Raw genomic sequence first — 25,210 nt, 5'->3', positions numbered from 1 at the left:
AGTTCATTTGTTTTGATGACTGGATGTAAATACTCCTCTATAAACTGAGGCGTCGAGCGCGAATATCTCAGCCAATGGATCGATTTTCCTCATCTATGACACGAAACCGGAAACTCCCACCCCTTGGCGCATTGCGCGCGTTCGAAGCTGCGGCGCGCCATCTCAGTTTTCGAAGGGCCGCGGACGAGCTGGCGGTGACGCCCACGGCGATCAGCCATCAGATACGGCTGCTGGAGGATGTGCTGGGCCTTGCGCTGTTCACTCGTCAGGTGCGGCAGGTCGCGCTGACCGAAGCGGGCGAGCGGCTCTATCCGATTTTGCGCGACGGCTTCGACATGTTCGACCGGGCGCTTGCCGATCTTGTGCCAGCGCCGCGGCGGGCGGCGGTGACATTGACCGCGACGATCCAGTTCACCGCGCGCAGGCTCCTGCCTGCGCTCGGCTCGTTTCGCGAACGCTTTCCCGATTTCGACCTGCGGCTGCATTCCTCCAACGAGCCGGTCGATCTGGCCGCGGGGCTGGCCGATGTGGCGGTTCGTTATGGCTCCGGTCCTTTTGACGGGCTGGTCGGCCGACCGCTTTTTTCCGAACGCTTCGGACCGCTTTGCAGCCCGAAGCTGGGCGTGTCCGGACCGCAAGACCTGATGCGCGCTACCTTGCTGCATGTCGAATGGCGCCAGCCCGCCAACGCGTCCGACTGGCGGCGATGGGCGCGGCTGGCCGGGATGGACGGGCTGGCCGTCGACGACGGGCCGCGTTTCAGTTCGGACGATCATGCCCTGCAGGCTGCGGTCGCGGGGCATGGCGTCGCAATCGGCAGCCTGATCCTTGCCCGGCCCGAGATCGAGGCGGGGCTGCTCGTCCACCCCTTCGGCCCGGTCATCGAAGGCGAGAGCTATCACATGCTCGCGACGCCGGCCAACATGGCCTGTGCCGACGTGCGGGCAGTTTGCGCCTGGCTCGTCGAATCGGTCGCAGGCTTCGCTGCCGACGAGCACCCCTTGCCCGCAACCTAAAACAGGTCTACATCAGCCGCCGAACGGCCGCCCTGCGAGGGGCGGCCCTTATTATTTCCGCTTGGAGACTTTCCGTCATGGCCAATGCCGACGCCACCCCCCTGATGCCGCACGCGACCGCCGCCTGGCTGGTCGACAACACCGGCCTGACCTTTGTCCAGATCGCCGAATATTGCGGCATCCACATCCTCGAGGTTCAGGCGATTGCCGACGAGACCGCCGCGACCAAATATACCGGCCGCGACCCCGTCCGCGCGCACGAACTGTCGATGGAAGAAATCGAGAAGGGTCAGAAGGACCCCAATTACAAGCTCAAGATGAGCAAGCAGGCGCAGGACACGATCCGCCGTACCCGCGGTCCGCGCTATACGCCCGTCAGCAAGCGGCAGGACAAGCCCGACGGCATCGCGTGGATCCTGAAGAATCATCCCGAAGTGTCCGACGGCGCGATCGGCAAGCTGATCGGCACGACGCGCAACACGATCGGCGCGATCCGCGACCGCAGCCACTGGAACAGCGCGAACATCGTGCCGAAGGACCCGGTGACGCTCGGCCTCTGTTCGCAGCGCGAACTCGATGCGCTCGTCGCCAAGGCGGCGAAGAAGGCCGGCATCAAGGCGCCCGAGGACAACCGGTTCGAGGGCGACCGCGAAGCGTTGCTCGAGGAACTGCGCGCCGAACGCACGGCCGCGAACGAAGCGCGCGCCGCCGAGGAAGCCAGCGAAGCCGATAGCGAAGCCTGAGGCATGGCGGGGGGCGACGAGGACCATATCCCGGCGGCCAGCGGCTCGCCGGATGCCTCGCTGACCCAGGACGACAGCTTCACCGCGACCAGCCACGCCGGCCTAACCTATCCGTGGGGCGAGGCGGCGCCCGGTGCAGGCGAGACGATCCGCATCGCGGACGGGATCAGCTGGGCGCGCATTCCGATGCCGGGGTCGCTTGGCCATATCAACAGCTGGCTTCTCGACGACCATGACGGGATCGCCGTCGTCGATACCGGCATCTGCCTGACGATGTGCTCCGACGCGTGGAAGGCGCTCTATGCCGGCGCGCTCAAGGACCGGCGCATCACGCGCGTCATCGGCACGCACCTGCATCCCGACCATATCGGCCTTGCCGGCTGGATCGCGAAGAAACAGGGCGTGAAACTGTGGATGACGCGTGGCGAGATGCTGACCGCGCGCGCGATCATTGCCGATTCGTCCGATACCGCGCCCGACGAGGTGCTGGCGCAGTCGCGCGCCGCGGGCTGGGACGAGGCCGCCGTCGAGGCGCAGCGGGCGCGGGGCTGGAACATGTTCCAGCGGATGATCTTTGCGCTGCCGCGCTCCTATGTGCGGATCGCCGATGGCGAAACGCTCGACATGGGCGCGCAGCGGTGGCGGGTCGTCACCGGATCGGGGCACAGCCCCGAACATGCCTGCCTGTGGAACGAGAAAGAGGGCGTGCTGGTGTCGGGCGATCAGGTGTTGCCGCGCATCAGTTCGAACGTCTCGGTCAACATCACCGAGCCAGACGCCGACCCGCTCGGCGAATGGCTCGCCTCGATCGACAAATTGCTCGCAACCGTGCCCGCCGACGTTATCACCTGCCCCGCGCACGGCGAGCCCTTCAAGGGACTGCACGTCCGCCTGATGGCGCTGCGCGACGAGCATCGGATGCGGCTCTACAACCTCGCCGAAGCGGCGGCGAAGGCGCCGATGCGCGTCGTCGACAGTTTCCCCCTGCTGTTCAACCGTCCGATCGGCGAGCATAATCAGGGGCTGGCGACCGGCGAGGCGTTCGCGCATCTGAAACGGCTGGAGGTCGAAGGCCGGGTGCGGCGCGAGGATCGCGACGGCGTGTGGTGGTATCACGGGGTCGCATGAGCTGTTGACCGGATATCAGCGATCGCATCGGGCCGCCGTTTTGTTTGCCGGATGACGCTCGCGCTTGTCAAAGGCCGGACGCCGCCCTATCCCCCGCGAGAACCAGCCCGGCGCCTTGTCGACCGGCGCGCACCGCTACCAAAAGATTGCTTCAGCTGAGCTCCGTTCCAGCCACTCCCTACGTCGAACAGCTCCGCATCGGGACGGGGTATCGCGCGCTTGCCATAAGCCTGGCCGTTCTGATCCCGGCCTTCCTGCTGTTCCTGCTGCTCTCCTTCGGCTTCGAAGAACCGCCCGACGTCCGGGAAGAAAGTGTCAGCGTGGTGAGCATCGAGGCCCCGGAGGTGTCGGAAGACGCGTCCGAACCGCAACCCGCGCCGGCCGAGGCGCGACCGGCGTCGCAGCAGCCCGCTATCGAGGAACCGGCGCCGGAGCCGGCGGAGCCGCAGCCCCAGCCGGTCGCCGAACCCAAGGTCACGCCGATAATTCCGACGCCGAGCGCGCCTGTACAGCCCGCGCCTCCCCGCGCTGCCGCGCGTCCGGTCTATGGGCCGCCCGATACGGGGGGCTCCTCCGCCTTTCGCGATACGGAGCGGGTGGGGACGGCTCCCAACGGCGAACCGCTCTATGCCGCGGCCTGGTATCGCGAGCCGAGAGATGACGAATTGCGCGGCTATCTGTCCACCGCGAGCGGGCCTGGCTGGGGGCTGATCGCCTGCCGCACGGCCCCCGATTTTCGCGTCGAGGACTGCGTCGGGCTCGACGAATATCCGAACGGATCGCAGATCACTCGCGCGGTGCTCGCCGCGGCGTGGGCGTTCAGGGTGCGGCCCCCGCGGCTTGGCGGACGACCTTTGGTCGGCGCCTGGGTCAGGATCCGGATCGATTATGGCAGGGGGCGGCGCTGAGCGGCGCAAGCGCCGCGCTCCGTCTATCGCGGCCTTTGCATGATCCAGCTGAACGCCATCGCGTTGAAGATCGTATAGAGGCCATAGAGCATCAATGCCGCGAACCAGTTTCGCGTCGCGATCGCCATCGCACCGACGAGCAGCAGGAATTCGAAAATATAGGTGATGTTCGGCCCGACCCTGTCCGCGAGCGGCTTCACCATCTGCTGGATCAGTGGATCGTCGCTTTCCATGAAGGCGCGGTGCATCGCGAAATTGCCGATTCCGGCGCAGAAGATGGCGATGATGGCAATCAGCATAGGTTTGCAGATGGGGCACGCGGGGTGGAAATGCCAGAAACTTTCGGGTTATAGGAGCGCGTCGTTTGCGCTCCGGCCCCGCGCCAACGATCGAACGAACCCGGCTTCCGCCCCCGCAAGAAGGACGTTTTCGGTGACAGCTCTCCCCCGTCTGGCCGCGCTTTGCCTGCCTCTCTCGCTTGCCGTTCCGGCGGCGCAGGCGTCGCAGGAAACCGTCGATCCGCAGCAGGGCCCGCTCCTCGTCGATCCGCTGCTTGTCGACCCGATCGTGGCGAACCCGCTTCCAACGGTGCTCGTGCCGCTCGATCCGCCGCTGCCCGATGCGGTGCGCGCGATGATCGACGCCGCCTTCGCGAGCGGCAACAACGACGATGTCGAAGCGGTGGTCAGATTCGCCCGACAGACCCATCCGTCCAACATCGGCGAAATCGACGCGCTGCTCGCATATTACCGCAGCGGTCATCCGCCGGAGGCCCCCTTCGACCCGGTACGCAACATGCTCGCCGCCGCGATGGCGAGCGGTAGGGATGCCGATGTCGAGGCGGTCGCGAAGCTTGCCAAGGCGACCACGCCGGAGGACGCCGCGGAAATCGAGGAACAGGTCGTTGCCTATCGCGCCGAACGGCAGCGCTTGAAGGACGAGGCGGCAGCCGCCGCCAGGGCGAAACTGGCGGCGTCCAAATTCTGGGAGAATTGGAAAGGCGAGGGGCAGATCGGCGCGTCGCACAGCAGCGGCAATACGAACTCGGCCGGCCTCAGCGCCGGCCTCTCGCTGGCGCGGCAGGGGATCGATTGGCTCCACAAGCTGCGCGCGCAGGCCGATTACCAGCGCACGAACGGCAAGACCTCGGTCGAACGCTATCTGACCGAGATCGAGCCGCAATACCGGATCAATGAGCGTACCTTCGCCTATGGCCTCGGCCGTTGGGAGCATGACCGGATCCTGGGATATAACACGCGCTGGAACCTGTCGGGCGGGCTCGGCTACAAGGTGATCGACAACAAGAAGATGACGCTGAGCCTGAAAGGCGGGCCGGCGTTTCGCCAGACCGACTTCGTCGATGGCGGCAACGACACCGAACTCACCGCGCTCGCCGGGCTCGATTTCGGCTGGCAATTGTCGCCGACGCTGCGGCTGACGCAGGTCGCATCGACGATCATCGGCGAAGCCAATGGTTCGACCAGTTCGCAGACCGCGCTCAACGCCAAGCTGACCGGCGCGCTGTCGGCGCGCATCGCCTATTCGGCGCAGATCGACACCAGCCCGCCGCCGGGGATCGAAAGCGTCGATACCCAGACGCGGTTCACGCTGGTCTACGGTTTCTAGTCGAACGCGTTCGCGCCGCCGATCTGCTCGCCCTCCGCCAGCAGGCCGGCGCCGGGGACATGGTTGAATTCGATGCGGATGCCGTCGGGATCCTCGAACAGCACCGAATAATAGCCCGGCGCCCACGGCTCCTCCTGCGGCGCGTGGACGATATGGATATCGTCGCGCTCCGTCAGGAAGGTGTGGACGCGGTCGATCGCGGCGCGGTCGCGCATACGGAAGCAGGCATGGTGCAGCCCCGGGGCGCCCTGGTCGAAGCGCTTGCCGGCGTTTTCCGGGCTGCCGGTGCGGATGCCGATCGCGGTTCGCCCGCCGACGCCATAGAGCATATGCTCGCTGTCGAGCACGAGTTTGAGGCCGAGATAGCCGATCATGTCGCGCCAGAAGGCGGTCGAGCGCGCGAAATCGCCCGCGGTCAGGATGACATGCGCGACGCCGTTGAGGTCGCTCATCTGCCCCTCCCTATTTGATCGCCGCCAGCACGTAGAGGAATTCGGCGAAACCCATCGTCGCGTCGACAAGGCCCGCGACCTTGGGATTGGTCGAATCGATGAGAAAATATTCGTCGGGGGCGTGCGCGCCCGAGCCGTGGCCGATGCCGAAATGCGCCGCGGGGATCGACACCGGCGGCGCGGTGAAGGTGGCGCCGGGCCAACTGCCCGCCATGCGCGGGTTGATGCTCGTCGCGACGCCGAGCTTCTTGTAGGTCGCGAGTTCGGAGCGGACGAGGCGGCTGTCCTCGGCGACCTCGGTCGGGTCGTAACCGCCCGACACATTGACCTCGACGTCGGCGAAGCCATGCTTGTCGAGATGCGCGCGGAGTTTCTTCTCGGCCTCGGCGCGCGTCTGGTTGGGGACGAGGCGGAGGTCGAGTTTCGCGACCGCCTTGCCCGGCAGCACGGTCTTGCCGCCGGGGCCGGTGTAGCCCGCGACGAGTCCTTCGATATTGACCGTGGGTTCCTGCGCGAGGCGGGTGAGTGCGTCGGGGTAGGAGAGATTGTCGATCCAGTGGGTGATGCCGAGCGCCTGTTTCTGCGCGGCTTCGTCGCCCGCCTTTGCAGCCTCGCGGATCAGCGATTTTTCGCGTTCGGTGAGTGGGCGGACATTTTCGTACCAGCCCTCGATCGCGGGCTTGTTGCCATCGGAGGTGACGAGCGTCTGGAGCGCCTGCACCAGCCGCCAGGCGGGCGAATCGACCATGGCTTTGAGGCTCGAATGGACGTCGCCCTTCGGACCGCGGCCCCATTTCTCGCCGCTCGCGACGAGTTCGAGTTCGATGATGCCTTTCGAGCCCAAGTTAACCGTGACATTGCCGGTCTTGCCCTGCGAGGCGAAGGGGATGAAAATGCCCTCGCACTTCTTGAGCGCGGCGAGGATGTTGGGTTTGGTCGCGATCTGGCGGAAGTGGGGTGAGCCAATTTCTTCTTCGCCCTCGCAAACGAGCACGATGTTCACCGGCAGTTTGCGCCCGGCGGCGCGGATCGCGTGGAGCGCGGCGAGGAAGGTCGCCTCGGGCCCCTTTTGGTTCACCGCGCCGCGGCCCATGATCGCCTGTCCAAAACCGGGGCGCTCGACCATCTTGCCTTCGAGCGGCGGCGACGACCATTCGGCGGGGTCGAACTGCTTGACGTCATACATGAAATAGATGCCGAGCGTGCGCGGTGCGCCGACGTCGATCGTGCCGAACACGCCGGGGTGGCCGTCGGTCGGCACGATTTCGACATTGGTGAAGCCCGCGTCCTTCGCGAGCTCGGCCATATAGGCCGCACCCTCGGCCATGCTGCGGTTCTCGGCGGCGATCGAGGGGAGGGCGATCCAGTCGCGGATGCGCTTGATCGAGGCGTCCTTGCCGGCTTCGGCGGCTTTGCGGATATCCGCCATCGTGCCCGACTGCGCCCAGAGCGGGACGGGCTGCATGAAGGCGGCGCCCGCCCCGAGCATCGCGGTGCCGCGAATCATGTCGCGGCGGTTCAGCTTGTCGACGTTACGGAAATCCATGCTGCGTCCCCTGCCTGCTTCGTATGCGAAGCAATGTGCCGGATCGGCAGCGAAACGCAAGCGTGTGTCCGGAACTTGCCGTTACGATTCTGGAGGACGGCGGAGGAGGAGGAAGCTCACGCCTTCTCCAGCAACCCTTCGTCCTTGATCCGCTTCTGCCACAGCATCGGCGCGTTGACGTGGACGTTCTGGCCTTTGCTGTCGACCGCGACGGTGACGGGGAAATCGCTGACCTCGAATTCGTAGATCGCTTCCATGCCAAGGTCGGCGAAGCCGACGACCTGGCTGCCTTTAATCGCGCGCGACACGAGATAGGCGGCGCCGCCGACCGCCATCAGATAGGCGCTCTTGTGCTTGGCGATCGATTGCGTCGCGGCGGGGCCGCGTTCGGCTTTGCCGACGCAGGCGAGCAGGCCCTGACCCAGCATCATGTCCATGAATTTGTCCATGCGCGTTGCGGTGGTCGGGCCCGCGGGGCCGACGATTTCCTCGCCGACTGGGTCAACAGGGCCGACATAATAGATGACGCGGTCGCGGAAGGTGACGGGCAGCTCCTCGCCCTTGGCGAGCATGTCGGCGATGCGCTTGTGCGCGGCGTCGCGGCCGGTGAGCATCTTGCCGTTGAGCAAAAGCCGGTCGCCCTGTTTCCAGCTCGCGACGACTTCGGGGGTGAGATTGTCGAGATCGACGCGGATTGCGGCCGTGTCGGGCTGCCAGTCGATCTGCGGATAGTCCGCGAGCACCGGCGGTTCGAGGAAGGCGGGGCCGCTGCCGTCGAGCGTAACGTGGGCATGGCGCGTCGCGGCGCAGTTCGGGATCATCGCGACGGGCTTCGACGCGGCGTGGGTCGGCCAGTCGGCGATCTTGACGTCGAGCACGGTCGCGAGGCCGCCGAGGCCCTGCGCGCCGATGCCGAGCGCGTTGACCTTTTCATAGAGCTCGATGCGCAATTCCTCGGTCGGACTCGCCGGCCCGCGCGCGAGCAGCTCGGTCATGTCGATCGGGTCCATCAGCGACTGCTTGGCGAGCAGCATCGCCTTTTCGGCGGTGCCGCCGATGCCGATACCGAGCATGCCGGGCGGGCACCAGCCGGCGCCCATCTGCGGCACCATTTCGAGCACCCAGTCGACGATGCTGTCGGACGGGTTCATCATCTTGAACTTCGACTTATTCTCGCTGCCGCCGCCCTTTGCAGCGACGTCGATGTGGACTTTTGCGCCGGGGACCATCTCGACGTTGAGCACCGAGGGCGTGTTGTCCTTCGTATTGACGCGGCTGAATGCGGGGTCGGCGAGGATCGAGGCGCGCAGCTTGTTTTCGGGGTGGAGATAGGCCTTGCGCACGCCCTCATCGACCACCTGCTGCAGGCTGCGCGGGCTGTCGAGGCGGCAGTCCATGCCCCATTTGATGAAGACGGTGACGATGCCGGTGTCCTGGCAGATCGGGCGGTGCCCCTCGGCGCACATGCGGCTGTTCGACAATATCTGCGCCATCGCGTCCTTCGCGGCCGGCGACACTTCGCGTTCATAGGCGGCGCCGAGCGCGCGGATATAGTCCATCGGGTGGAAATAGCTGATGTACTGGAGTGCGTCGGCGATCGTTTCGATGAGGTCGTCTTCGCGGATGATCACGGTGTTCATGTGCAGCCCTTCGCCCTTTTTCAGGATTCGCGGGCTTCCCTAGACCCGCATCGCCGGAGTGGGAAGGGGCTCAGGTGCGGCGGCGGCCGAAGACGCGCCGGGCGGGCGGGGCGGCGTCGGGGGTAGCGGGGGCGGGCGCGGCTTCGCTCCAGTCGGCGAGAGGGCGTTTGTGCGCCAACGCCCGCCAACTCCCCGCCACGGCGAGCGCGAGCAGCAGCAGCCAGCCGGCCGCAGCCGAGGGGATCAGGGCCCAGGCGAAGGCGGCGGGGGTGATGATCGCCATGACGGTCGGGATCGCCGCGAGGATCGCGAGCGTGCCGAACAGCGCCCACCAGCGCCCGAGGCGCGTGGCCGCCGCGCCGATCATGACGTTGGTCGCCGAAAGCAGCAGGAACTTGGCGGCGACCGGATAGGGAAGGCTCGCCATCGCGGGCGAATAGTCGCCGAGCGTGAAGGCCGCCTGGATGTCGAGGAGCAGCCAGTTCTCCCATGCGTCGCAGAGCGCCGCCGCGACGGGCAGCAAGCTGGTGGCAAGGAGCGCGCGCAGCCGAAGCTCGCGCCACAGCGCGAAGCAGCCGCTGGCTAGAAAGCCCGCGTAGAGCAGCATGTAGAGATAGTCGCCTTCGTTGCCCGCGCGCATCGCGGCGAGGCGCGTCACCTGCTGCGGGTCGGTGAAGAAGCCGAAGATCGCTTCGAGGTCGCTCTGGCTGCCCGCGAATTCGAACGCGAGCACCGGCGAACCATAGCCCGGCGCGATGTCATGCCCCGTTTGCGGGAAAACCTGCCCCAGATAGAAGCCGAAGAGCAGCGTTGCGATCCCGAAGGCCAGCGCCCAGGCCCAGGCACGCGTCGGCGCGGGCGGGCGCGTCCGCTGTTCCTCGATCCAATGCTGAAGCCCCCCAGCCACCCTCTAAATGTCCGGTGGAGCGCGGCGGCTCACCTTATTGGCACTCGGCGCATTTGCCGCGCACCTCGATCACGGGGCGCTCGGCGGCGAAGCCGGTTGCGTTCGCGGCGGCGCGGACGCCGGTCGACAATTTGTCGTCGTCGACATGCACCGCGCTGCCGCACGTATCGCAGATCAGGAAGATGCAGTCGTGGAGGCAGCCCGGATGGCTGTTCGCGACGAAGGCGTTGGCGCTTTCGACGCGGCGGACGAGGTTGTTCGCGACGAACAGGTCGAGGATGCGATAGACGCTGTTCGGCGCGACGCGCTTGCCGCGCTTCTGCGAGACGATGTCGGCGATTTCATAGGCGCTCGCCGGCTTGCCGATTTCGGCGACCGCGTCGAAAATCTCGGCGCGCATGTCGGTCCAGGCTTCGCCCGCGCCCTCGAGCGCGGTCTGCGCCGCCCTGGCGAGCGAGGCGCCGCTGGCCTCGACGTGCGGATGATCATGCTTGCCCATTGGCGTTTCCTCAGGCGTGGGAAATCCCGCGCTAACCAGGATGTAATGTAGGCTGTTTGCGCAGCGCCCGCAAGTTGCGGACATCTCCGATGCGGTGGGATCAGTGCCGCGCGCGGCGGTTGAGGTCGTGACCCAGCGCGACGACCGCAACGCCGATCATCGTCGCGATCACTTCGCTGCCGTCGTGCGGCCGCGACAGCGCGCCCGCCATCATGCCGAGCCCGAAGCTGCCGACCGCGAAGGGCATCATATAGCCGTGACTGAGCACGCCCGAGACGAGCGTGATGAGCGCGAAGCCGATCGCGATGATCAGTCCGATCTCGTGGAACAGGTGATTGTCGAGAAACACCCCGCCGACCGAGGCGATCGAGGCGAAGAAAATGGTCGTTGCAAGGCAGTGGACGAGGCAGAGCCCCGACAGGCCCATCGCCAGCTGATCGCCCGAAAGCGAGGTCAGCGGCCGCGAATCGCGCGCAGCCCTTACCAGCGCGCCGAGGCGCGTCAGGGCAGGGGCAGGGGCAGGGCTGGCGACATGGGTCACCCGATTCTCCATTGGGGCAATTGCGATGCTGGATATGGCATAACATGACAGAGGTTACAATGTCTCATTGTCATTGTAATAAACTTTAGACCGTCACCCCTGCGAAGGCGGGGTAGCGATAGAGGCCGTTCACCGGCTCCCCTCTTCCGCCCGCAACGCCTTGCGGTCGAGCTTGCCGATCATTGTTTTGGGCAGGTTCAGTCGCACCTCGACCGCGTTCACCCGCTCATGCTTGCCGAGCTTGGGGTTGAGCCACGCGGCGAGCGCCTCGCCGCTGACGTCGAAGCCCTCCTCGATCGTCACAAAAGCCTTCGGCGCCTCGCCGCGATAGGCGTCGGGGACGCCGAGGACGATCGCTTCCTTGACCGCCGGATGTTCGTAGAGATGCGCCTCGATCACGCTGGGGTATACCTTGAACCCGCCGACCGCGATCATGTCCTTCAGCCGGTCGACGATGCGGATATAGCCACCATCCTCGACCACGGCGACGTCGCCGGTGCGTAGCCAGCCATCGTCGGTGAAGCTGTCCTTGTCCGCCTCGGGGCGGTTCCAGTATCCCTGCATGATCTGCGGGCCCTTGACGGCGAGCTCGCCGGGTTCGCCGTCGGGCGCATCCCTTGACGGGTCTTCCTTGTCGAGCAGGCGGATCTGCGTTGCGGGGATCGGCTGGCCGATCGTGCCGGCGCGCACCGGCCCCTCATAGGGATTGGTCGCGACGACGCCCGAACTTTCGGTGAGGCCATAGCCTTCGACGAGCGCGGCGCCGGTGGCGGCGACGAATTTCTCACGCAGCTCGGCGGGCATCGGTGCGCCGCCCGAGATACAGATGCGCAAGCTGGAGAAGTCGGTCCTCGTGAGGTCGGGATGATCGAGCAGCGCCTGATACATCGTCGGCACGCCGGGCAGCGCGGTCGTCTTCGTTCGCGTAATCGCCTGAAGCGCCTGTTTCGCATCGAAGCGCGGCAGCATCGTGATCGTGCCGCCGTTGAGCACGGTGCGGTTGAGCACGCAGGTGTTCGCGAAGACGTGGAAGAAGGGGAGGACGCCGAGGATGCGGTCCTCGGCTTCATGGTCGGGGTCGATGGCATTCACCTGCCGCGCGTTGGCGGTAAGATTCTGGTGCGTCAGCTTGGCGCCTTTCGGCGTCCCGGTCGTGCCGCCGGTATATTGGATCAGCGCGATGTCCTTTTCGGGGTCGATCGTGACCGGATCGGGCTTGCCGTCGTTGTCGGTGAGCGCCGAGAAGCGGATGATGCGCGGGTCGGCGGGCAACGCTGCGACCTCGCTGCGCTTGAACAGGCGATAGAGAACCGACTTCGCCGTGGGGAGCCCGCCGGCGACCGATCCGACGACGAGCTGCTTGAGGCTCGACCCGTCGAGCACCTCGAGCGCGGTGGGCAGCAGCGCCGCGGCGCTGATCGTGAACAGCGTGTCGGTGCCCGAATCCTCGACCTGCGCCTCGAGTTCGGCGACGGTGTAGAGTGGCGAGAAATTGACCACCGTCGCGCCGGCAGCGAGCGCGCCATAATAGGCCGCGACATAATGGGGGACGTTGGGCAGGAAGAGGCCGACGCGGCTGCCCTTGCCGATCCCGCGCTGTTGCAGCCCGCGCGCGACGCGCGCCGCGCCGCGTGCGACCTCGGCATAGCCGAACTGGCGCCCCATGAAGTCGAGCATCGGGGCATCGCCGCGCCGCGCGACGCTGGCGGCCAGCATGTCGGGGAGCGACAGCGGCGCGAAGGCCTGATCCCAGTCGGTGGGGTGATTATAGCCGGTCGACCAGGAAAAATGGCTGTCCATGGGGTGATGGAATCCTCTCGATATGCGCGGGGTTCCTTACACTAGGGTCAGTAAGCGGTGATTTGCAACCGGGCTCGCTTGCGGCGCGCAGTCGGGGCGGCTAGGCAGCGCATATCGTTCTCGCCAGGGGTTTTGCCATGCTGCAGCTGTCATCGCGTGTCGCCGCGCCGCTCGTCCTTCTCGCCGGCGCGCTCGCCGCCCCGGTCGCCGCGAAGGACAAGTTGCCCTCTGAGCCTCCGGCGCAGATCCAGGAACTTTACGCGTGCCGCGACATCGCCGACCCGGCGGCGCGGCTCGCCTGTTTCGACCGCGAAGTCGGCGAATTGTCGAGTGCCGACCAGGCGCGCGAGATCACCTTCACCGATCGCGAGACTGCCAAGAAGGCGCGGCGCGGGCTGTTCGGTTTTTCCTTCCCCAAGCTCGGCGGGATTTTCGGCGGCGACGAGGATGAGGTCAAGGAAATCGAAACGACGATCCGTTCGGTGAGCATGGACCGCTCGGGCAAATATACGCTGGCGATGGAAGATGACGCGGTGTGGACGCAGATCGACACGACGCGGCTGCCACGCCAGCCCAAGGCAGGCCAGAAGGTCAAGATCAAGGTCGCGACGATGGGCAGCTATTTCGCGTCGATCGAGGGCGGTCGCACCATCCGCATGAAACGCGACCGCTGATCGCGGGCGCGCGGTCGGTATCGTGACATAGCGATGACGATACAGCGATGACGGGCGGCGAGGCGATCCCGCTTCCGGGGCCGGGCTGCCCGCCCTTCGTGCTGCTCGACGATGCGCGCGCCGAGGGTGCCGCGGCGGCGCGGATGTTCGCCGAGCCCGTCGACGTTTTGACGGCGCGGACGGCGGCCGACGTTCCGGCGTTGCTGTCCGCGCTCGAAGCCGCGCAGGCGCGCGGGCTGCATGCCGCGGGCTATCTGTCATACGAGGCGGGAAAGGCGCTCGCGCCCGCGTGGCGCGGGGCGGTCGATGCCGAAACGGGCGACATGCCGCTCGGCTGGTTCGGCCTGTTCGAAAAGGTCACGCGCATCGCTGCCGACCGGATCCCCGGCCTGCTTCCTGATCCGGCATCGGCATGGACCGGCAAGCCGCGGCCGCGCGTTGCGCGCACCGAGTATCTGGCGGCGATCGAGGCGGTGCTGGAGTTGATCCGGGCGGGCGATATCTATCAGGCGAATTACACGTTTCGCGCCGACGTGCCGCTATACGGCAACCCGCTTGCTGTGCATGCGCGGCTAAGGCACGCGGCGCGCGCGGGTTATGGCGGGGTGATCTGGACGGGCGATCGGGCGATCGTCTCGCACTCGCCCGAACTCTTTTTCGCGCTGCGCGATGGGCGGGTGATGGCGCGGCCGATGAAGGGAACCGCGGCGCGGCTTGCCGATCCGGAAGCCGACGCGGCGGCCGCGCGCGACCTTGCCGACGACCCCAAGCAGCGCGCCGAAAATCTGATGATCGTCGACCTAATCCGCAACGACCTGTCGCGCGTGGCGGTGCCCGGATCGGTCGCGGTGCCCGACCTGTTCCGCGTCGAAAGCTTTCCGACGATCCACCAGCTCGTCTCCGATGTCAGCGCCGAACTGCCCGAAGGTGTGAGCGCGGTCGACGTGCTGCGCGCCGCCTTTCCCTGCGGATCGATCACGGGGGCGCCCAAGGTGCGCGCGATGGAAATCATCGACGAGCTCGAGGCGGGGCCGCGCGGGCTTTACACAGGGTCGATCGGCTTTATCGAGCCGGGCGGCGACGCGGCATTCAATGTCGCGATCCGCACGCTCGTCTTTCCGCAAGGCGGGTTGCATGGCGGGCCGGCTTGCGCCACGCTGGGGCTCGGTTCTGGAATCGTCGCCGACAGCCAAGCGGCTGAAGAATGGCGCGAATGTCTGGCCAAGGGAGAATTTGTGGTTGCAGCGGGCGAAAGCTTCGACCTGATCGAAACGATGCTTTTCGATCCCGTCGAGGGCATCCAGCGGCTCGAGGGGCATCTCGGGCGGATGAAGGCGAGCGCCGAAGTTCTGGGCTTCGCCTTCGACCGGCATGGTGCGCGCAACAGCCTGCAATCGGCGACCTTCCGCCTGCGCAGCGCCGCGCGGGTGCGGATGCGGCTCGCGCCGTCGGGGGCGCTCGCGGTCGAGGTGTCGCCGCTGCCACGCCTCGCCGAATTGCCGGTGCCCGTCGCGGTGCGCCCCGCGCCGATGGCGGCCGGCGACTTCCGCGTGACGCACAAGACCAGCCTGCGGGCCGCCTATGACAGCCTGCGTCACGAGAGCGGCGCGGCCGAGGTCGTCTTCATCGACGAGCCGGGTTTCGTTACCGAAGGCAGCTGGAGCAACATCTTCGTCGAGCGCGATGGCCAGTTGCTCACCCCGCCGCTGGCATTGGGGCTGCTCCCCGGTGTGCTGCGCGCCGAACTGATCGACAAGGGCCGCGCGGTCGAATCGCACCTGCGGCTCGCCGATCTGGAAAGCGGCTTCTTCATCGGCAACAGTTTGCGCGGCCTCGTGCCCGCGCGGCTCGCGGACGCCGAGGCATCCGGGATAGGCTGACCTGCCCGCCGCATAGGTAAATTATCAAGCAGCGCGCTTGCGAATATCGGCCGGAGGCTTTAGGCGCGGCCCCGCGCAATTTCCTGTCCTTTTGCAGCCCGACCGCGCAAACCACGGAAGATATCGTCATGTCGCTGAAGCCCCATGTCTCCGCCGCTCTGAACCGCATCCAGCCCTCGGCGACGCTCGCGATGACCGCGCGCGTGTCGGCGCTGAAAGCGTCGGGCGTCGATGTCATCGGCCTGAGCGCGGGCGAGCCCGATTTCGATACCCCCGATTTCGTCAAGGAAGCGGCGATCGAGGCGATCCGCAACGGGCAGACCAAATATACGCTCGTCGACGGCACGGTGGCGCTGAAGGAAGCGATCCGGGGCAAATTTCGCCGCGACAACGGGCTCGACTTCGGGCTCGACCAGATTTCGGTCAACGTCGGCGGCAAGCACACTTTGTTCAACGCGCTCGTCGCGACCGTTGATCCGGGCGACGAGGTGATCATTCCCGCGCCCTATTGGGTGAGCTATCCCGACATCGTCGCGTTCGCGGGCGGCACGCCGGTGATCGTCGAGGGCACCGCGGCGCAGAATTACAAGATCACACCGGCGCAGCTCGACGCCGCGATCACCGCGAAGACGCGCTGGGTGATGTTCAACTCGCCGTCGAACCCGTCGGGCGCCGCCTATTCGGGCGAGGAGCTCGATGCGCTCGGCGAAGTCATTCGCCGCCATCCGCATGTGATGGTGATGACCGACGATATGTACGAGCATGTCTGGTACGCCGATTTCGAATTCACGACCTTCGCGCAGCGCTGCCCTGACCTGATCGACCGCATCCTGACGGTGAACGGCTGTTCGAAGGCCTATGCGATGACCGGCTGGCGGATCGGCTATGCGGGCGGGCCAGCGTGGATCATCAAGGCGATGGGCAAATTGCAGTCGCAGTCGACGTCGAACCCTTGTTCGATCGCGCAGGCCGCCGCCGCCGCCGCGCTCGGCGGGCCGCAGCAGTTCCTCGACGACCGCAACGCCGCGTTCCGGAAGCGCCGCGACATGGTCGTCGCGATGCTCAACGACGCGCCGGGGCTGAGCTGCCCCGTCCCCGACGGCGCCTTCTATGTCTATCCCGACGCGTCGGGGTGCATCGGCAAGAAGACGCCCGCGGGGCAGGTGATCGACAGCGACGAGGCGCTGATCGACTATTTCCTCGATTCGGCGCGCGTGGCGGCGGTGCATGGCGGCGCGTTCGGGCTGTCGCCCGCGTTCCGCGTCTCCTATGCGACGTCCGAAGCGGTGCTCAAGGAAGCGTGCGTGCGCATCCAGCAGGCGTGCGCCGCGCTGAGCTAAGCGCCTGTTTGCCGCTGCATAGGAATTTTATACCGATCGGTCTTGTAATGCCGGCGGACGGGCCTATTTGAACCTGAACGACGGTTAAGCGCCCGGTTCACCCGATGGTAAGTCATCTCGGTTAGAGTGACTCCCATCACTGACGGATGGCAGGGGCGCGTCATATCGCCGGTGTAACCAGGGCGGCTTCGGCCGCGAACAAGATAATATGACACGAGGCCCCTATGCTCTCCATGCTCCGCTCCGACTGGTTCTTGACCATGCTCGCCGGCTTCGCGATTGGCGCGACCTACATCGTGCTCAATCAGCCGGCGCTTCCGATCCCGGCATGACCCCGCTGCGACGCGCGCTGCCCCTCCGCGCCGTCGCGGCGCTGGCGGCGGGCGCGATCGTCGCGCAATGCGCGCCAGCGCAAGCCGAAAGCGTGGTCAAGCTGCCCGCCGCGACCATCGATCCGGCGGTCAAGGCGCAGCGCGCGACCGCGGTGCTTGCGGGCGGCTGTTTCTGGGGCGTCGAAGGCGTCTTTTCCAACGTCAAGGGCGTGATTTCGGTCGAATCGGGCTATCATGGCGGCAGCGCCGCAACGGCGCGATATGAACGGACCCACGACGGCAAGTCGGGCCATGCCGAGGCCGTCCGCATCGTCTATGACCCGTCGCAGGTCAGCTATGGCACTTTGCTCCGCATCCTCTTTTCCGTAGTCGCCGACCCCACGCTGAAAAACCGGCAGGGCCCCGACGTCGGCTCGCAATATCGCGCCGCGATCGTGCCGATGGACGCGGTCCAGCGGCGTGTCGCGACCGCCTATATGGCGCAGATCGGCCGCGGCAAATATTTCGCGAAGCCGGTCGTCGTGCCGGTCGAAACCTACAAGCGCTTCTATCGCGCCGAGGCGAACCACCAGGATTTCATGCGCCGCAATCCGCGCAACGGCTATATCCTGCGCTGGGATGCCCCCAAGCTCGCGGCGCTGAAGCGGCTTTATCCGGACAAGGTTCGCGCGACGCCCGCGCCCTGACGCTGGGTAAAAATCCCGCCGGTTCCCGCGATTGGTCGCGGCGAAAGAATCGTTCACCGCAAAACGCTGGCCCGTCCTGCGCGCCTGCGTGACGTGGGGACATGTCCGCGAGGGGTCGGGACAAGATATAAAGTCGCAGGTGCGGGGTTTGAATGAAGTTTAGATTATCCGGCAGGCCGCTCCTCGCTGTGACGATGGGGGCCGCGGTTCTGGCAGGTTGTGTTAGCAGCGTCGCAATCGTGCCGCAGCCACGCGCGCAGCAGCAACAGCAACAGCAGCAACCGGGGGCGGTGCGCGGTCCGGCGGGTTCGGTCACGGTGCCGATCGGCGAGCCGGTCCGCTCAGCGATGCCGCGCCCCGCGGGCCCGATCGACCCCGGTTTCCGCCGCGCTCCCGCCGGTCTCGACAACCGTATTTTCGAATTGTGGCGCGCCTTCCCCGGCAAGACCGGCATCGCGGTACAGCGCATCGACGGCGAGTGGTCGCTCTCGCAGCGCGGCGACCAGCTGTTTCCGCAGCAAAGCGTATCGAAGCTGTGGGTCGCGCTGACCGTGCTCGACGCGGTCGACCAGGGGCGCCTGACGCTCGACCAGCGCGTCCAGATCGGCCCCGAGGATCTGACGCTGTTCCATCAGCCGCTCGCGGCGCGGGTCCAGTCGCAGGGCTCGGTGACGATGAGCGTCCGCGAGCTTATCGAAACCGCGATCACGCATAGCGACAATACCGCGAACGACAGCCTGCTGCGCACCGTCGGCGGTCCCGACGCGGTGCGCGCGTTCATCGAAAAGAAGGATCTGGGTTCGATCCGTTTCGGCCCCGGCGAACGCCTGCTGCAGGCGGGAACGGCGGGGCTCAAGTGGCAGCAGGCCTATTCGGTCGGGCGGGCTTTCTATCAGGCGCGTGCGGCGCTTCCCGATGCGACGCGGCTCGCGGCGCGCAACGCCTATCTCGCCAATCCGCCCGACGGCGCGAGCCCCGAGGCGATCGCAAGCGCGCTGACCCGGCTCGCGCGCGGAACCTTGCTGTCGCCCGATTCGACCGAATATCTTCTGGGCGTGATGAGCCGGACCAGAAGCGGCCCGCGGCGATTGAAGGCCGGCCTGCCCGCCGGCTGGAAATTCCTGCACAAGACCGGAACGGGGCAGGACTACAAGGGCTCGACCGCCGGCTATAACGACATCGGTATCGCGACCGCGCCCGACGGCACCCGCTATGCGATCGTCGTGCTGCTCGGCGACACCAGCGCCTCGGTCCCGGCGCGCATGGCGCTGATGCAGGCGGTCTCGGGCGCCGTCGCCGATTATCACGGAAGATAAGGCGCGGTGAGGCGCGTTCTTTTGCCGCTGCTGATATTGTCGCTCGCCGGCTGCGCAACCCCCGAGACGCGGCTGCGCAACGGCCTCCAGAATGCCGGCCTGTCGAAGGCGATGTCGGCGTGCATGGCCGAACGCATGGTCGACCGCCTTTCGCTGCTCCAGCTGCGGCGCCTCGCCGCGCTCGGCAGCCTCAAGGACCGGCGCGTTGCCGACCTGACGCTCGACCAGTTCTTCCGCAAGGTTCGCGCGCTCAAGGATCCCGAGATCCTTGCCGTTTCGACCAGTTCTGCCGCGGTCTGCGCGCTGCGCTAGACGTCAGTCGCCCGGAAAGCGGACGACGAGGTTCGGCGGCGGGAAACTGTCGCGGACGATTTCCGGACGATCGGCGGGCGGCCATGCCTCGCGGCGGGAAAAGCTGTCGATCGCCGGATATTGGCCCAGCCGCGTGAGGGATCGGAAAACATAGGGCTGACCCTCGGCGCCGAGGATCGATGGACGGTCGGCCAGATGGAAATGCAGGTGCGGCGCGCTCGCCTGCCCGGTGAAGCCGAGGAAGCCGATGACCTCGCCCGCCTTGACGCGGTCGCCGACGGCGACCGGCGCGCCTTGTTTCAGATGTTCATAGGTCGCGATGCGCCCGCCGCCGATGTCGAGCATGACATAATTGCCACTGGCGTCGGCGATGCCCGGATTCGTCCGGCCCTTGATGGCTGACGGATCGGCGACATCGTCGCGCACCGCGACGATCGTGCCGTCGGCGACCGCGAGCACTTCGGCGCCGAAACCATAATGGTCCGCGGGGATGTCGGCGTCCCCCGCCGATAATTTCCCGCTCGCATCGACCTTCATGAAGTCGATCGCGAAGCGGCCGGGCAGCATCGCCGACCCTTCGGTGGCGTAAAAGACGCGGCGGTGTCCGCGTTCCATCCCGGGCTCATAGACGGCGACCCACGGCCCGCCGCGCAGCGGGGGCGACAGGCGGGGCAGGGGAGCGGTTTCGGGCGTCGCGGCGCCACCCCAAACGGTGAAGCCGCCGCCGTCGCTGGCAAGCGTCAGGCTGTGCGAGATCGGACCGCGGCGCTGCCCATCGGCAAATGGCGCGTTGATATAAAGGACCGCGCGGCGGCCGGCAGGGATCGTTCGTGCTTCGGCGTCGGCAGGCCCGACGAGCGCAAAGGTTCCGGCCAACGCGTCGGCGTTATAGGTTTTGAGCGGCGCGCCCTCGTCGCCAAGCCTGATCGCCAGCTCGTCCAGCCGGAGGGGCGCGCTCGAAAAATTGGTCAGATGGAGTTCGTAGACCAGCTGATCGGCGGCGCCGACGCGCACGATATTCGGGGATTGCGCAATATGGATATCGAGCGACTGGTTCACCTGAGCCGTCGCCGCCTTCGAACCGGCGACGATCGCCAACGCCAAAACAAGACGCTTTATCCGCACCTTCGCCTCCCTCGTCCCGACGGACCCTGCGGCGCGAATATCAGCTTGCGCTCCGGGCGTCATCCGGAAGACGGAACAGCCCGCCGAAAGCCTTGGCTTGCGGCCCGCTAGGGGTAGAATTGCCGTCGAACTTGTGCTTAGGCGGCGCCGATCATCTCCCCTTCCAGAGTCGAAAGGCCCGGCAGACCTCATGAACATCCACGAATATCAGGCGAAAGAACTGCTCGCGAAATTTGGCGTCGCCGTGCCCAAGGGCATCGCCGCGATGAGCGTCGAAGAGGCCGTCGCGGCGGCGAAGCAGCTCCCGGGGCCGCTCTATGTCGTGAAGTCGCAGATCCACGCCGGCGGCCGCGGCAAGGGCAAGTTCAAGGAACTCGGTCCCGATGCGAAGGGCGGCGTCCGCCTCGCCAAAAGCCTCGAGGAGGTCGAAGCGCACGCCAAGGACATGCTCGGCAACACGCTGGTGACGATCCAGACAGGCGAAGCCGGCAAGCAGGTCAACCGCCTCTACATCACCGACGGCGCCGACATCAAAAAGGAATATTATCTCGCGCTGCTCGTCGATCGCGCCACCAGCCGCATCGCGGTGGTCGCCTCGACCGAAGGCGGGATGGACATCGAAACCGTCGCGCACAACACGCCCGACAAGATCCACACGATCGTCATCGATCCGGCCACCGGGCTGATGCCGCACCACGGCCGCAGCGTCGCCGCGGCGCTCGAACTCGAGGGCGATCTGGCCAAGCAGGCGGCGAAGGTCCTTGCCGGCCTCTACAACGCCTTCATCGCGACCGATGCCGAGCAGATCGAGATCAACCCGCTTGCCGTTTGCGAAGGCGCGAACGGCGACGAACTGCTCGTGCTCGACGCGAAGCTCGGCTTCGACGGCAATGCGATGTTCCGCCACAAGGATATCGCCGAGCTGCGCGACCTGACCGAGGAAGACCCGGCCGAGGTCGAGGCGTCGGAATATGACCTCGCCTATATCAAGCTCGACGGCAACATCGGCTGCATGGTGAACGGTGCAGGGTTGGCGATGGCGACGATGGACATCATCAAATTGAATGGCGCCTTCCCTGCGAACTTCCTCGACGTCGGCGGCGGCGCCAGCAAGGAAAAGGTCACCGCAGCGTTCAAGATCATCCTGAAGGACCCGGCGGTCGAGGGCATCCTCGTCAACATCTTCGGCGGCATCATGAAGTGCGACATCATCGCCGAGGGCATCGTCGCCGCGGCGAAGGAAGTAAATCTGTCTGTTCCGCTCGTCGTCCGCCTCGAAGGCACCAACGTCCAGCAGGGCAAGGATATCCTCGCCAATTCGGGCCTGCCGATCGTCGCGGCCAACGATCTGGGCGACGCGGCCAAGAAGATCGTTGCCGAGGTTGCCAAGGCGGCGTGATAACGAAACTTCCTCTCCCCTTGGGGAGAGGATAGGAAGACTTGGTCCGTCAGGACCTGGCCGGACTTGGTGAGAGCCTGCGACGTTTCACAGCCTCACCCAGCTTCGACCAGCCAGCAAGCTGGCAAGTCTGCGCAACCCTCTCCCCCGAAGGGAGAGGGTCGAGGTTGACGTTTACGTAAACGCCAATTATGGCGCAGTGCACAATTTGCTGAGAGGAGCTTTGAGCCCATGAAAATCCTCGTCCCCGTCAAGCGGGTGCTCGATTATAACGTCAAACCGCGGGTCAAGGCCGACGGCACGGGCGTTGACCTCGCCAATGTGAAAATGTCGATGAACCCGTTCGACGAGATCGGCGTCGAAGAAGCGATTCGCCTGAAGGAAAAGGGCGTCGCGACCGAAGTCGTCGCCGTTTCCGTCGGCCCGGCGAAGGCGACCGAAACGCTGCGCACCGCGCTCGCGATGGGCGCCGACCGTGCGATCCTCGTCCAGACCGACGATGAGGTCGAACCGCTCGCGCTCGCGAAGATCTTCAAGGCGATTGCCGATGCCGAAGCGCCGGGTCTTGTTATCCTCGGCAAGCAGGCGATCGATGGCGACAACAACCAGACCGGCCAGATGCTCGCCGCGCTGACGGGCTGGGCGCAGGGCACCTTCGCCAGCGCCGTGAACGTCGAAGGCGACCATGTTTCGGTTACCCGCGAAGTCGATGGCGGTCTCGAGACGGTGAAGCTCAAGCTTCCCGCGATCGTCACCACCGATCTTCGCCTGAACGAGCCGCGCTACGCCTCGCTGCCGAACATCATGAAGGCGAAATCGAAGCCGCTCGATACCAAGACCCCCGCCGATTACGGCGTCGACACGGCGCCGCGCGTCAAGACGGTCAAGGTTTCGGAGCCGCCCGTCCGCTCGGCCGGCGTCAAGGTCGCCGATGTCGATGAACTGGTTGCCAAGCTGAAAGCGCTGGGAGTGCACTCATGAAAACTCTGGTTTGGGTCGAACATGACGGCAAGGCCGTCAAGGACGCCACGCTCGCGGTGGTTACGGCCGCGTCGAAACTCGGCGAGGTTCATCTGCTCGTCGCCGGTTCGGGCGTCGATGGCGTCGCCAAGGAAGCCGCGCAGATCGCGGGCGTTGGCAAAGTGCATGTCGCCGACAACGCCGCTTTCGGTCACAACCTGCCCGAAAATATCGCGCCGCTCGTCGCCGAGATGATGGGATCGCACGACGCCTTCCTCGCGCCCGCGACGACCACCGGCAAGAATATCGCGCCGCGCGTCGCGGCGCTGCTCGACGTGATGCAGATTTCGGAAATTCTGTCGGTCGAGGGTCCGAAGACCTTCACCCGGCCGATCTACGCCGGCAACGCGATCGCGACCGTCGAATCGTCGGATGCGAAGCTCGTCCTCACCGTCCGCGGCACCGCGTTCGAAAAAGCAGCGACCTCGGGCGGTTCGGGCACCGTTGAAGCCGTCGGCGCGGGCAGCGATGCCGGCATCTCGAGCTTCGTCGGCGCCGAAATCGCCAAGCAGGATCGCCCCGAGCTCACCTCGGCGAAGATCATCGTGTCGGGCGGCCGCGCGCTGGGTTCGAGCGAGAAATATGAAGAAGTCATCGTCCCGCTCGCCGACAAGCTCGGCGCTGCGCTCGGTGCTTCGCGCGCCGCGGTCGACGCGGGCTACGTCCCCAACGACTATCAGGTCGGCCAGACGGGCAAGATTGTCGCGCCGGAGGTCTATTTCGCGATCGGCATCTCGGGCGCGATCCAGCACCTTGCCGGCATGAAGGATTCGAAGACGATCGTCGCGATCAACAAGGATGAGGATGCGCCGATCTTTCAGGTCGCCGATTTCGGCCTCGTCGCTGACCTGTTCAGCGCCGTCCCCGAACTGACCGGCAAGATCTAACCGTCCGCCCATATGGCCGGAAATCATCCCGGAGTGCCCGGACTCGGCGACGCACCGTTCAACGCCGGTGGTCGCCGGTCCGCGCGCCCGGGAGCCGGACGCGACGTCGATGACGACGACGACGGCAATGACAGCGGCGGCGACGATGTCCACGGCCGCGCGCTCGTCCTCGCTAGCGTCGCGCGCGATGCGCGGCTCAACCAGAAATTCCTGCTGCTGATCACGCTTTCGGCGGCGATCGCGACGCTGGGCCTGCTTCAGGGATCGGCGGCGGTCGTCATCGGCGCAATGCTCGTGTCGCCGCTGCTCGGTCCGATCATGGGCGTTGGCTTCGGCCTCGCGACGCTCGAGAGCAATTTGATCAAGCGGTCGCTGGTGACGATGGCGGCGGGGATGGCGGTCGCGATAATCGTCGCGATGCTGATCATCTGGCTGTCGCCGATCAACGACGTCACCCCCGAACTGCGCGCTCGGACGCAGCCGACATTGCTCGACCTCGGCGTCGCGGTGGTCGGCGGCATCGCCGGCGTCTATGCGATCATGCGCAAGCTGTCGGGGGTGATGGTCGGCGTTGCGATCGCGACCGCGCTCGTCCCGCCGCTTTCGACGATCGGTTTCGGCCTCGCGACCGGGCGCTTCGATTTCGCGCTCGGTTCGGCGTTGCTGTTCCTCACCAACACGCTCGCGATTGCCTTTGCCGCGACGATTGTCGCGCGTCTCAACCGTTTCGGCCCGTCGCTGACGGCCCAGCATACCGCGATGCAGGTGCTGGGGATCATCGTGACGCTGGGCATCCTGTCGATCCCGCTCGCGCTTTCGCTCAACAGCATCGTCCGCGAGATCGGCGCGCGCAACGCGGTGCAGACCGAGCTCGACCGGCTGCTCGACCCCAGCGACCGCGTCGACAGCCTGAATGTGCGGATGGATGGCGAAGACGTTTCGGTCGACGGTGTCGTGCTGGTCGATCAATATGCCGCCCAGCTCAATCCCGATCTGGCGCGGCAGGTGCAACGAAAATTGAAGCGTTCGGTACGGGTCAATATCGTCCAGCTCCGGCAACAGACCAATGCCGCGGCGCAGGTCGAGGAACAGCTCAACCGCCGCGTCACGACGCTCGAACAGCGCGAGGGCGACAGCCGCAACATCATCGCCGGTCTCACCGTCGGCGAACTGGTGCGGCGCGAGCGGGTGCTGGTCGATGCACAGGCGCGCCGCGTCGTCGTCCAGCGCGACCGCGAGGCCGAGGGCGAGCAGGTCGCCGCCGCGATCGACCGCATCATGGCGTCGGTGCAGGCGAACCATCCGCAATGGCTGATCCAGAATGGCGCTTTGACCGTGGCGGAAGCGCCCGCTGCGGAAGGTTCCGACGCCGAAGCTCCCACCGCCGAATAGGCGTCCGCAGACCTATTCGGGTTGACCTGTCGCGCCCGATC

24 protein-coding genes are annotated in these 25,210 nt (G+C 66.2%); 15 read left to right on the top strand and 9 right to left on the bottom strand.

Annotated elements, in window-relative coordinates; all coding sequences use genetic code 11:
* Positions 1–74: 74 nt before the first annotated feature.
* The 4 genes from VSX79_RS15090 to VSX79_RS15075 all read left to right on the top strand — a co-directional run bounded on the left by VSX79_RS15090 (position 75) and on the right by VSX79_RS15075 (position 3,795).
* Positions 75–1,016, top strand: coding sequence for a LysR substrate-binding domain-containing protein (locus VSX79_RS15090; RefSeq protein WP_179494008.1), 942 nt, complete (start codon positions 75–77; stop codon positions 1,014–1,016).
* A gap of 104 nt (positions 1,017–1,120) precedes the next feature.
* Positions 1,121–1,759 (top strand): DUF1013 domain-containing protein, encoded by a 639-nt coding sequence (locus tag VSX79_RS15085; protein WP_179497153.1) that lies wholly within the window; start codon positions 1,121–1,123, stop codon positions 1,757–1,759.
* Between the two features lie 3 nt (positions 1,760–1,762).
* Positions 1,763–2,887: an MBL fold metallo-hydrolase gene (locus tag VSX79_RS15080; protein ID WP_326913756.1), complete on the top strand. Its 1,125-nt coding sequence runs from the start codon at positions 1,763–1,765 to the stop codon at positions 2,885–2,887.
* A 146-nt stretch (positions 2,888–3,033) separates the two neighbouring features.
* Entirely contained in the window at positions 3,034–3,795 is a 762-nt protein-coding gene (locus VSX79_RS15075; protein WP_326913755.1) for a hypothetical protein, read from the top strand.
* A 23-nt stretch (positions 3,796–3,818) separates the two neighbouring features.
* Here VSX79_RS15075 and VSX79_RS15070 read toward each other — a convergent pair whose 3' ends face one another.
* Positions 3,819–4,094: a hypothetical protein gene (locus tag VSX79_RS15070; protein ID WP_179494014.1), complete on the bottom strand. Its 276-nt coding sequence runs from the start codon at positions 4,092–4,094 to the stop codon at positions 3,819–3,821.
* A 133-nt stretch (positions 4,095–4,227) separates the two neighbouring features.
* Between VSX79_RS15070 and VSX79_RS15065 the strand changes: the two genes are divergently transcribed.
* A complete protein-coding gene (locus VSX79_RS15065) occupies positions 4,228–5,421 on the top strand; it encodes a DUF481 domain-containing protein (RefSeq protein ID WP_326913754.1) in 1,194 nt (397 codons plus the stop codon).
* Here VSX79_RS15065 and VSX79_RS15060 read toward each other — a convergent pair.
* From VSX79_RS15060 to VSX79_RS15030, 7 genes are all read right to left on the bottom strand, one after another.
* Entirely contained in the window at positions 5,418–5,873 is a 456-nt protein-coding gene (locus VSX79_RS15060) for a VOC family protein (RefSeq protein ID WP_326913753.1), read from the bottom strand. The two genes, VSX79_RS15065 and VSX79_RS15060, sit on opposite strands and share 4 nt — an antisense overlap.
* A gap of 10 nt (positions 5,874–5,883) precedes the next feature.
* Entirely contained in the window at positions 5,884–7,419 is a 1,536-nt protein-coding gene (locus VSX79_RS15055) for a M20/M25/M40 family metallo-hydrolase (RefSeq protein WP_179494018.1), read from the bottom strand.
* A 116-nt stretch (positions 7,420–7,535) separates the two neighbouring features.
* Entirely contained in the window at positions 7,536–9,059 is a 1,524-nt protein-coding gene (locus VSX79_RS15050; RefSeq protein WP_179494020.1) for a fumarate hydratase, read from the bottom strand.
* Positions 9,060–9,129: 70 nt separating this feature from the next.
* Positions 9,130–9,966 (bottom strand): hypothetical protein, encoded by an 837-nt coding sequence (locus tag VSX79_RS15045; RefSeq protein WP_326913752.1) that lies wholly within the window; start codon positions 9,964–9,966, stop codon positions 9,130–9,132.
* Between the two features lie 34 nt (positions 9,967–10,000).
* Positions 10,001–10,465: a Fur family transcriptional regulator gene (locus VSX79_RS15040; RefSeq protein WP_179494024.1), complete on the bottom strand. Its 465-nt coding sequence runs from the start codon at positions 10,463–10,465 to the stop codon at positions 10,001–10,003.
* Between the two features lie 100 nt (positions 10,466–10,565).
* A complete protein-coding gene (locus tag VSX79_RS15035) occupies positions 10,566–11,006 on the bottom strand; it encodes a MerC domain-containing protein (RefSeq protein ID WP_326913751.1) in 441 nt (146 codons plus the stop codon).
* A 129-nt stretch (positions 11,007–11,135) separates the two neighbouring features.
* The gene (locus VSX79_RS15030; protein ID WP_326913750.1) at positions 11,136–12,806 is read right to left on the bottom strand and encodes an AMP-binding protein; all 1,671 of its coding nucleotides are present in this window, start codon (positions 12,804–12,806) and stop codon (positions 11,136–11,138) included.
* Between the two features lie 137 nt (positions 12,807–12,943).
* Between VSX79_RS15030 and VSX79_RS15025 the strand changes: the two genes are divergently transcribed.
* The 6 genes from VSX79_RS15025 to VSX79_RS15000 all read left to right on the top strand — a co-directional run bounded on the left by VSX79_RS15025 (position 12,944) and on the right by VSX79_RS15000 (position 19,346).
* Positions 12,944–13,480 (top strand): hypothetical protein, encoded by a 537-nt coding sequence (locus tag VSX79_RS15025; RefSeq protein WP_179494030.1) that lies wholly within the window; start codon positions 12,944–12,946, stop codon positions 13,478–13,480.
* Between the two features lie 47 nt (positions 13,481–13,527).
* On the top strand, positions 13,528–15,360 hold the full coding sequence (gene pabB, locus VSX79_RS15020; RefSeq protein WP_326913749.1) for an aminodeoxychorismate synthase component I: 1,833 nt from the start codon (positions 13,528–13,530) through the stop codon (positions 15,358–15,360).
* Between the two features lie 128 nt (positions 15,361–15,488).
* Positions 15,489–16,700 carry a pyridoxal phosphate-dependent aminotransferase gene (locus VSX79_RS15015; protein ID WP_326913748.1) on the top strand — a complete coding sequence of 404 codons (1,212 nt, stop codon included), beginning with the start codon at positions 15,489–15,491 and terminating at the stop codon, positions 16,698–16,700.
* Between the two features lie 328 nt (positions 16,701–17,028).
* Positions 17,029–17,718 (top strand): peptide-methionine (S)-S-oxide reductase MsrA, encoded by a 690-nt coding sequence (msrA, locus tag VSX79_RS15010; protein ID WP_326913747.1) that lies wholly within the window; start codon positions 17,029–17,031, stop codon positions 17,716–17,718.
* A 152-nt stretch (positions 17,719–17,870) separates the two neighbouring features.
* The gene (gene bla / locus VSX79_RS15005) at positions 17,871–19,034 is read left to right on the top strand and encodes a class A beta-lactamase (RefSeq protein WP_179494038.1); all 1,164 of its coding nucleotides are present in this window, start codon (positions 17,871–17,873) and stop codon (positions 19,032–19,034) included.
* Positions 19,035–19,040: 6 nt separating this feature from the next.
* On the top strand, positions 19,041–19,346 hold the full coding sequence (locus VSX79_RS15000) for a hypothetical protein (RefSeq protein ID WP_326913745.1): 306 nt from the start codon (positions 19,041–19,043) through the stop codon (positions 19,344–19,346).
* A 3-nt stretch (positions 19,347–19,349) separates the two neighbouring features.
* Here the strand turns inward: VSX79_RS15000 and VSX79_RS14995 are convergent, their stop codons facing one another.
* Positions 19,350–20,471, bottom strand: a complete 1,122-nt coding sequence (locus VSX79_RS14995; protein WP_326913744.1) for a M23 family metallopeptidase — start codon at positions 20,469–20,471, stop codon at positions 19,350–19,352.
* Positions 20,472–20,661: 190 nt separating this feature from the next.
* Between VSX79_RS14995 and sucC the strand changes: the two genes are divergently transcribed.
* The 4 genes from sucC (at position 20,662) to VSX79_RS14975 (ending at position 25,169) form a co-directional block, all read left to right on the top strand.
* Entirely contained in the window at positions 20,662–21,870 is a 1,209-nt protein-coding gene (sucC, locus tag VSX79_RS14990) for an ADP-forming succinate--CoA ligase subunit beta (RefSeq protein ID WP_179494044.1), read from the top strand.
* A gap of 231 nt (positions 21,871–22,101) precedes the next feature.
* Positions 22,102–22,851, top strand: a complete 750-nt coding sequence (locus VSX79_RS14985) for an electron transfer flavoprotein subunit beta/FixA family protein (RefSeq protein WP_179494046.1) — start codon at positions 22,102–22,104, stop codon at positions 22,849–22,851.
* Complete coding sequence (locus VSX79_RS14980) at positions 22,848–23,777, top strand: electron transfer flavoprotein subunit alpha/FixB family protein (RefSeq protein ID WP_179494048.1); 930 nt, start codon at positions 22,848–22,850, stop codon at positions 23,775–23,777. The genes VSX79_RS14985 and VSX79_RS14980 overlap by 4 nt, the downstream gene beginning before the upstream one ends.
* A 33-nt stretch (positions 23,778–23,810) precedes the next feature.
* On the top strand, positions 23,811–25,169 hold the full coding sequence (locus tag VSX79_RS14975) for a DUF389 domain-containing protein (protein WP_326913743.1): 1,359 nt from the start codon (positions 23,811–23,813) through the stop codon (positions 25,167–25,169).
* Positions 25,170–25,210 lie beyond the last annotated feature (41 nt).

Origin of the sequence: Sphingopyxis chilensis (assembly GCF_035930445.1) — a bacterium.
Lineage (GTDB): Bacteria > Pseudomonadota > Alphaproteobacteria > Sphingomonadales > Sphingomonadaceae > Sphingopyxis > Sphingopyxis chilensis.
The sequence above is the reverse complement of the archived record's forward strand: the minus strand, read 5'-3'. Positions and strand labels throughout refer to the sequence as shown.

Excerpts from the sequence above, each read along its gene's own strand:
- VSX79_RS15085 (WP_179497153.1), top strand. The coding sequence starts at position 1,121 with ATGCCGCACGCGACCGCCGCCTGGCTGGTCGACAACACCGGCCTGACC.
- VSX79_RS15090 (WP_179494008.1), top strand. The coding sequence starts at position 75 with ATGGATCGATTTTCCTCATCTATGACACGAAACCGGAAACTCCCACCC.
- VSX79_RS15040 (WP_179494024.1), bottom strand. The coding sequence starts at position 10,465 with ATGGGCAAGCATGATCATCCGCACGTCGAGGCCAGCGGCGCCTCGCTC.
- msrA (WP_326913747.1), top strand. The coding sequence starts at position 17,029 with ATGACCCCGCTGCGACGCGCGCTGCCCCTCCGCGCCGTCGCGGCGCTG.
- VSX79_RS15055 (WP_179494018.1), bottom strand. The coding sequence starts at position 7,419 with ATGGATTTCCGTAACGTCGACAAGCTGAACCGCCGCGACATGATTCGC.
- VSX79_RS14980 (WP_179494048.1), top strand. The coding sequence starts at position 22,848 with ATGAAAACTCTGGTTTGGGTCGAACATGACGGCAAGGCCGTCAAGGAC.
- VSX79_RS15025 (WP_179494030.1), top strand. The coding sequence starts at position 12,944 with ATGCTGCAGCTGTCATCGCGTGTCGCCGCGCCGCTCGTCCTTCTCGCC.
- VSX79_RS15030 (WP_326913750.1), bottom strand. The coding sequence starts at position 12,806 with ATGGACAGCCATTTTTCCTGGTCGACCGGCTATAATCACCCCACCGAC.
- VSX79_RS15050 (WP_179494020.1), bottom strand. The coding sequence starts at position 9,059 with ATGAACACCGTGATCATCCGCGAAGACGACCTCATCGAAACGATCGCC.
- bla (WP_179494038.1), top strand. The coding sequence starts at position 17,871 with ATGAAGTTTAGATTATCCGGCAGGCCGCTCCTCGCTGTGACGATGGGG.
- VSX79_RS15060 (WP_326913753.1), bottom strand. The coding sequence starts at position 5,873 with ATGAGCGACCTCAACGGCGTCGCGCATGTCATCCTGACCGCGGGCGAT.
- VSX79_RS15070 (WP_179494014.1), bottom strand. The coding sequence starts at position 4,094 with ATGCTGATTGCCATCATCGCCATCTTCTGCGCCGGAATCGGCAATTTC.
- VSX79_RS15015 (WP_326913748.1), top strand. The coding sequence starts at position 15,489 with ATGTCGCTGAAGCCCCATGTCTCCGCCGCTCTGAACCGCATCCAGCCC.
- pabB (WP_326913749.1), top strand. The coding sequence starts at position 13,528 with ATGACGGGCGGCGAGGCGATCCCGCTTCCGGGGCCGGGCTGCCCGCCC.
- sucC (WP_179494044.1), top strand. The coding sequence starts at position 20,662 with ATGAACATCCACGAATATCAGGCGAAAGAACTGCTCGCGAAATTTGGC.
- VSX79_RS14985 (WP_179494046.1), top strand. The coding sequence starts at position 22,102 with ATGAAAATCCTCGTCCCCGTCAAGCGGGTGCTCGATTATAACGTCAAA.
- VSX79_RS15080 (WP_326913756.1), top strand. The coding sequence starts at position 1,763 with ATGGCGGGGGGCGACGAGGACCATATCCCGGCGGCCAGCGGCTCGCCG.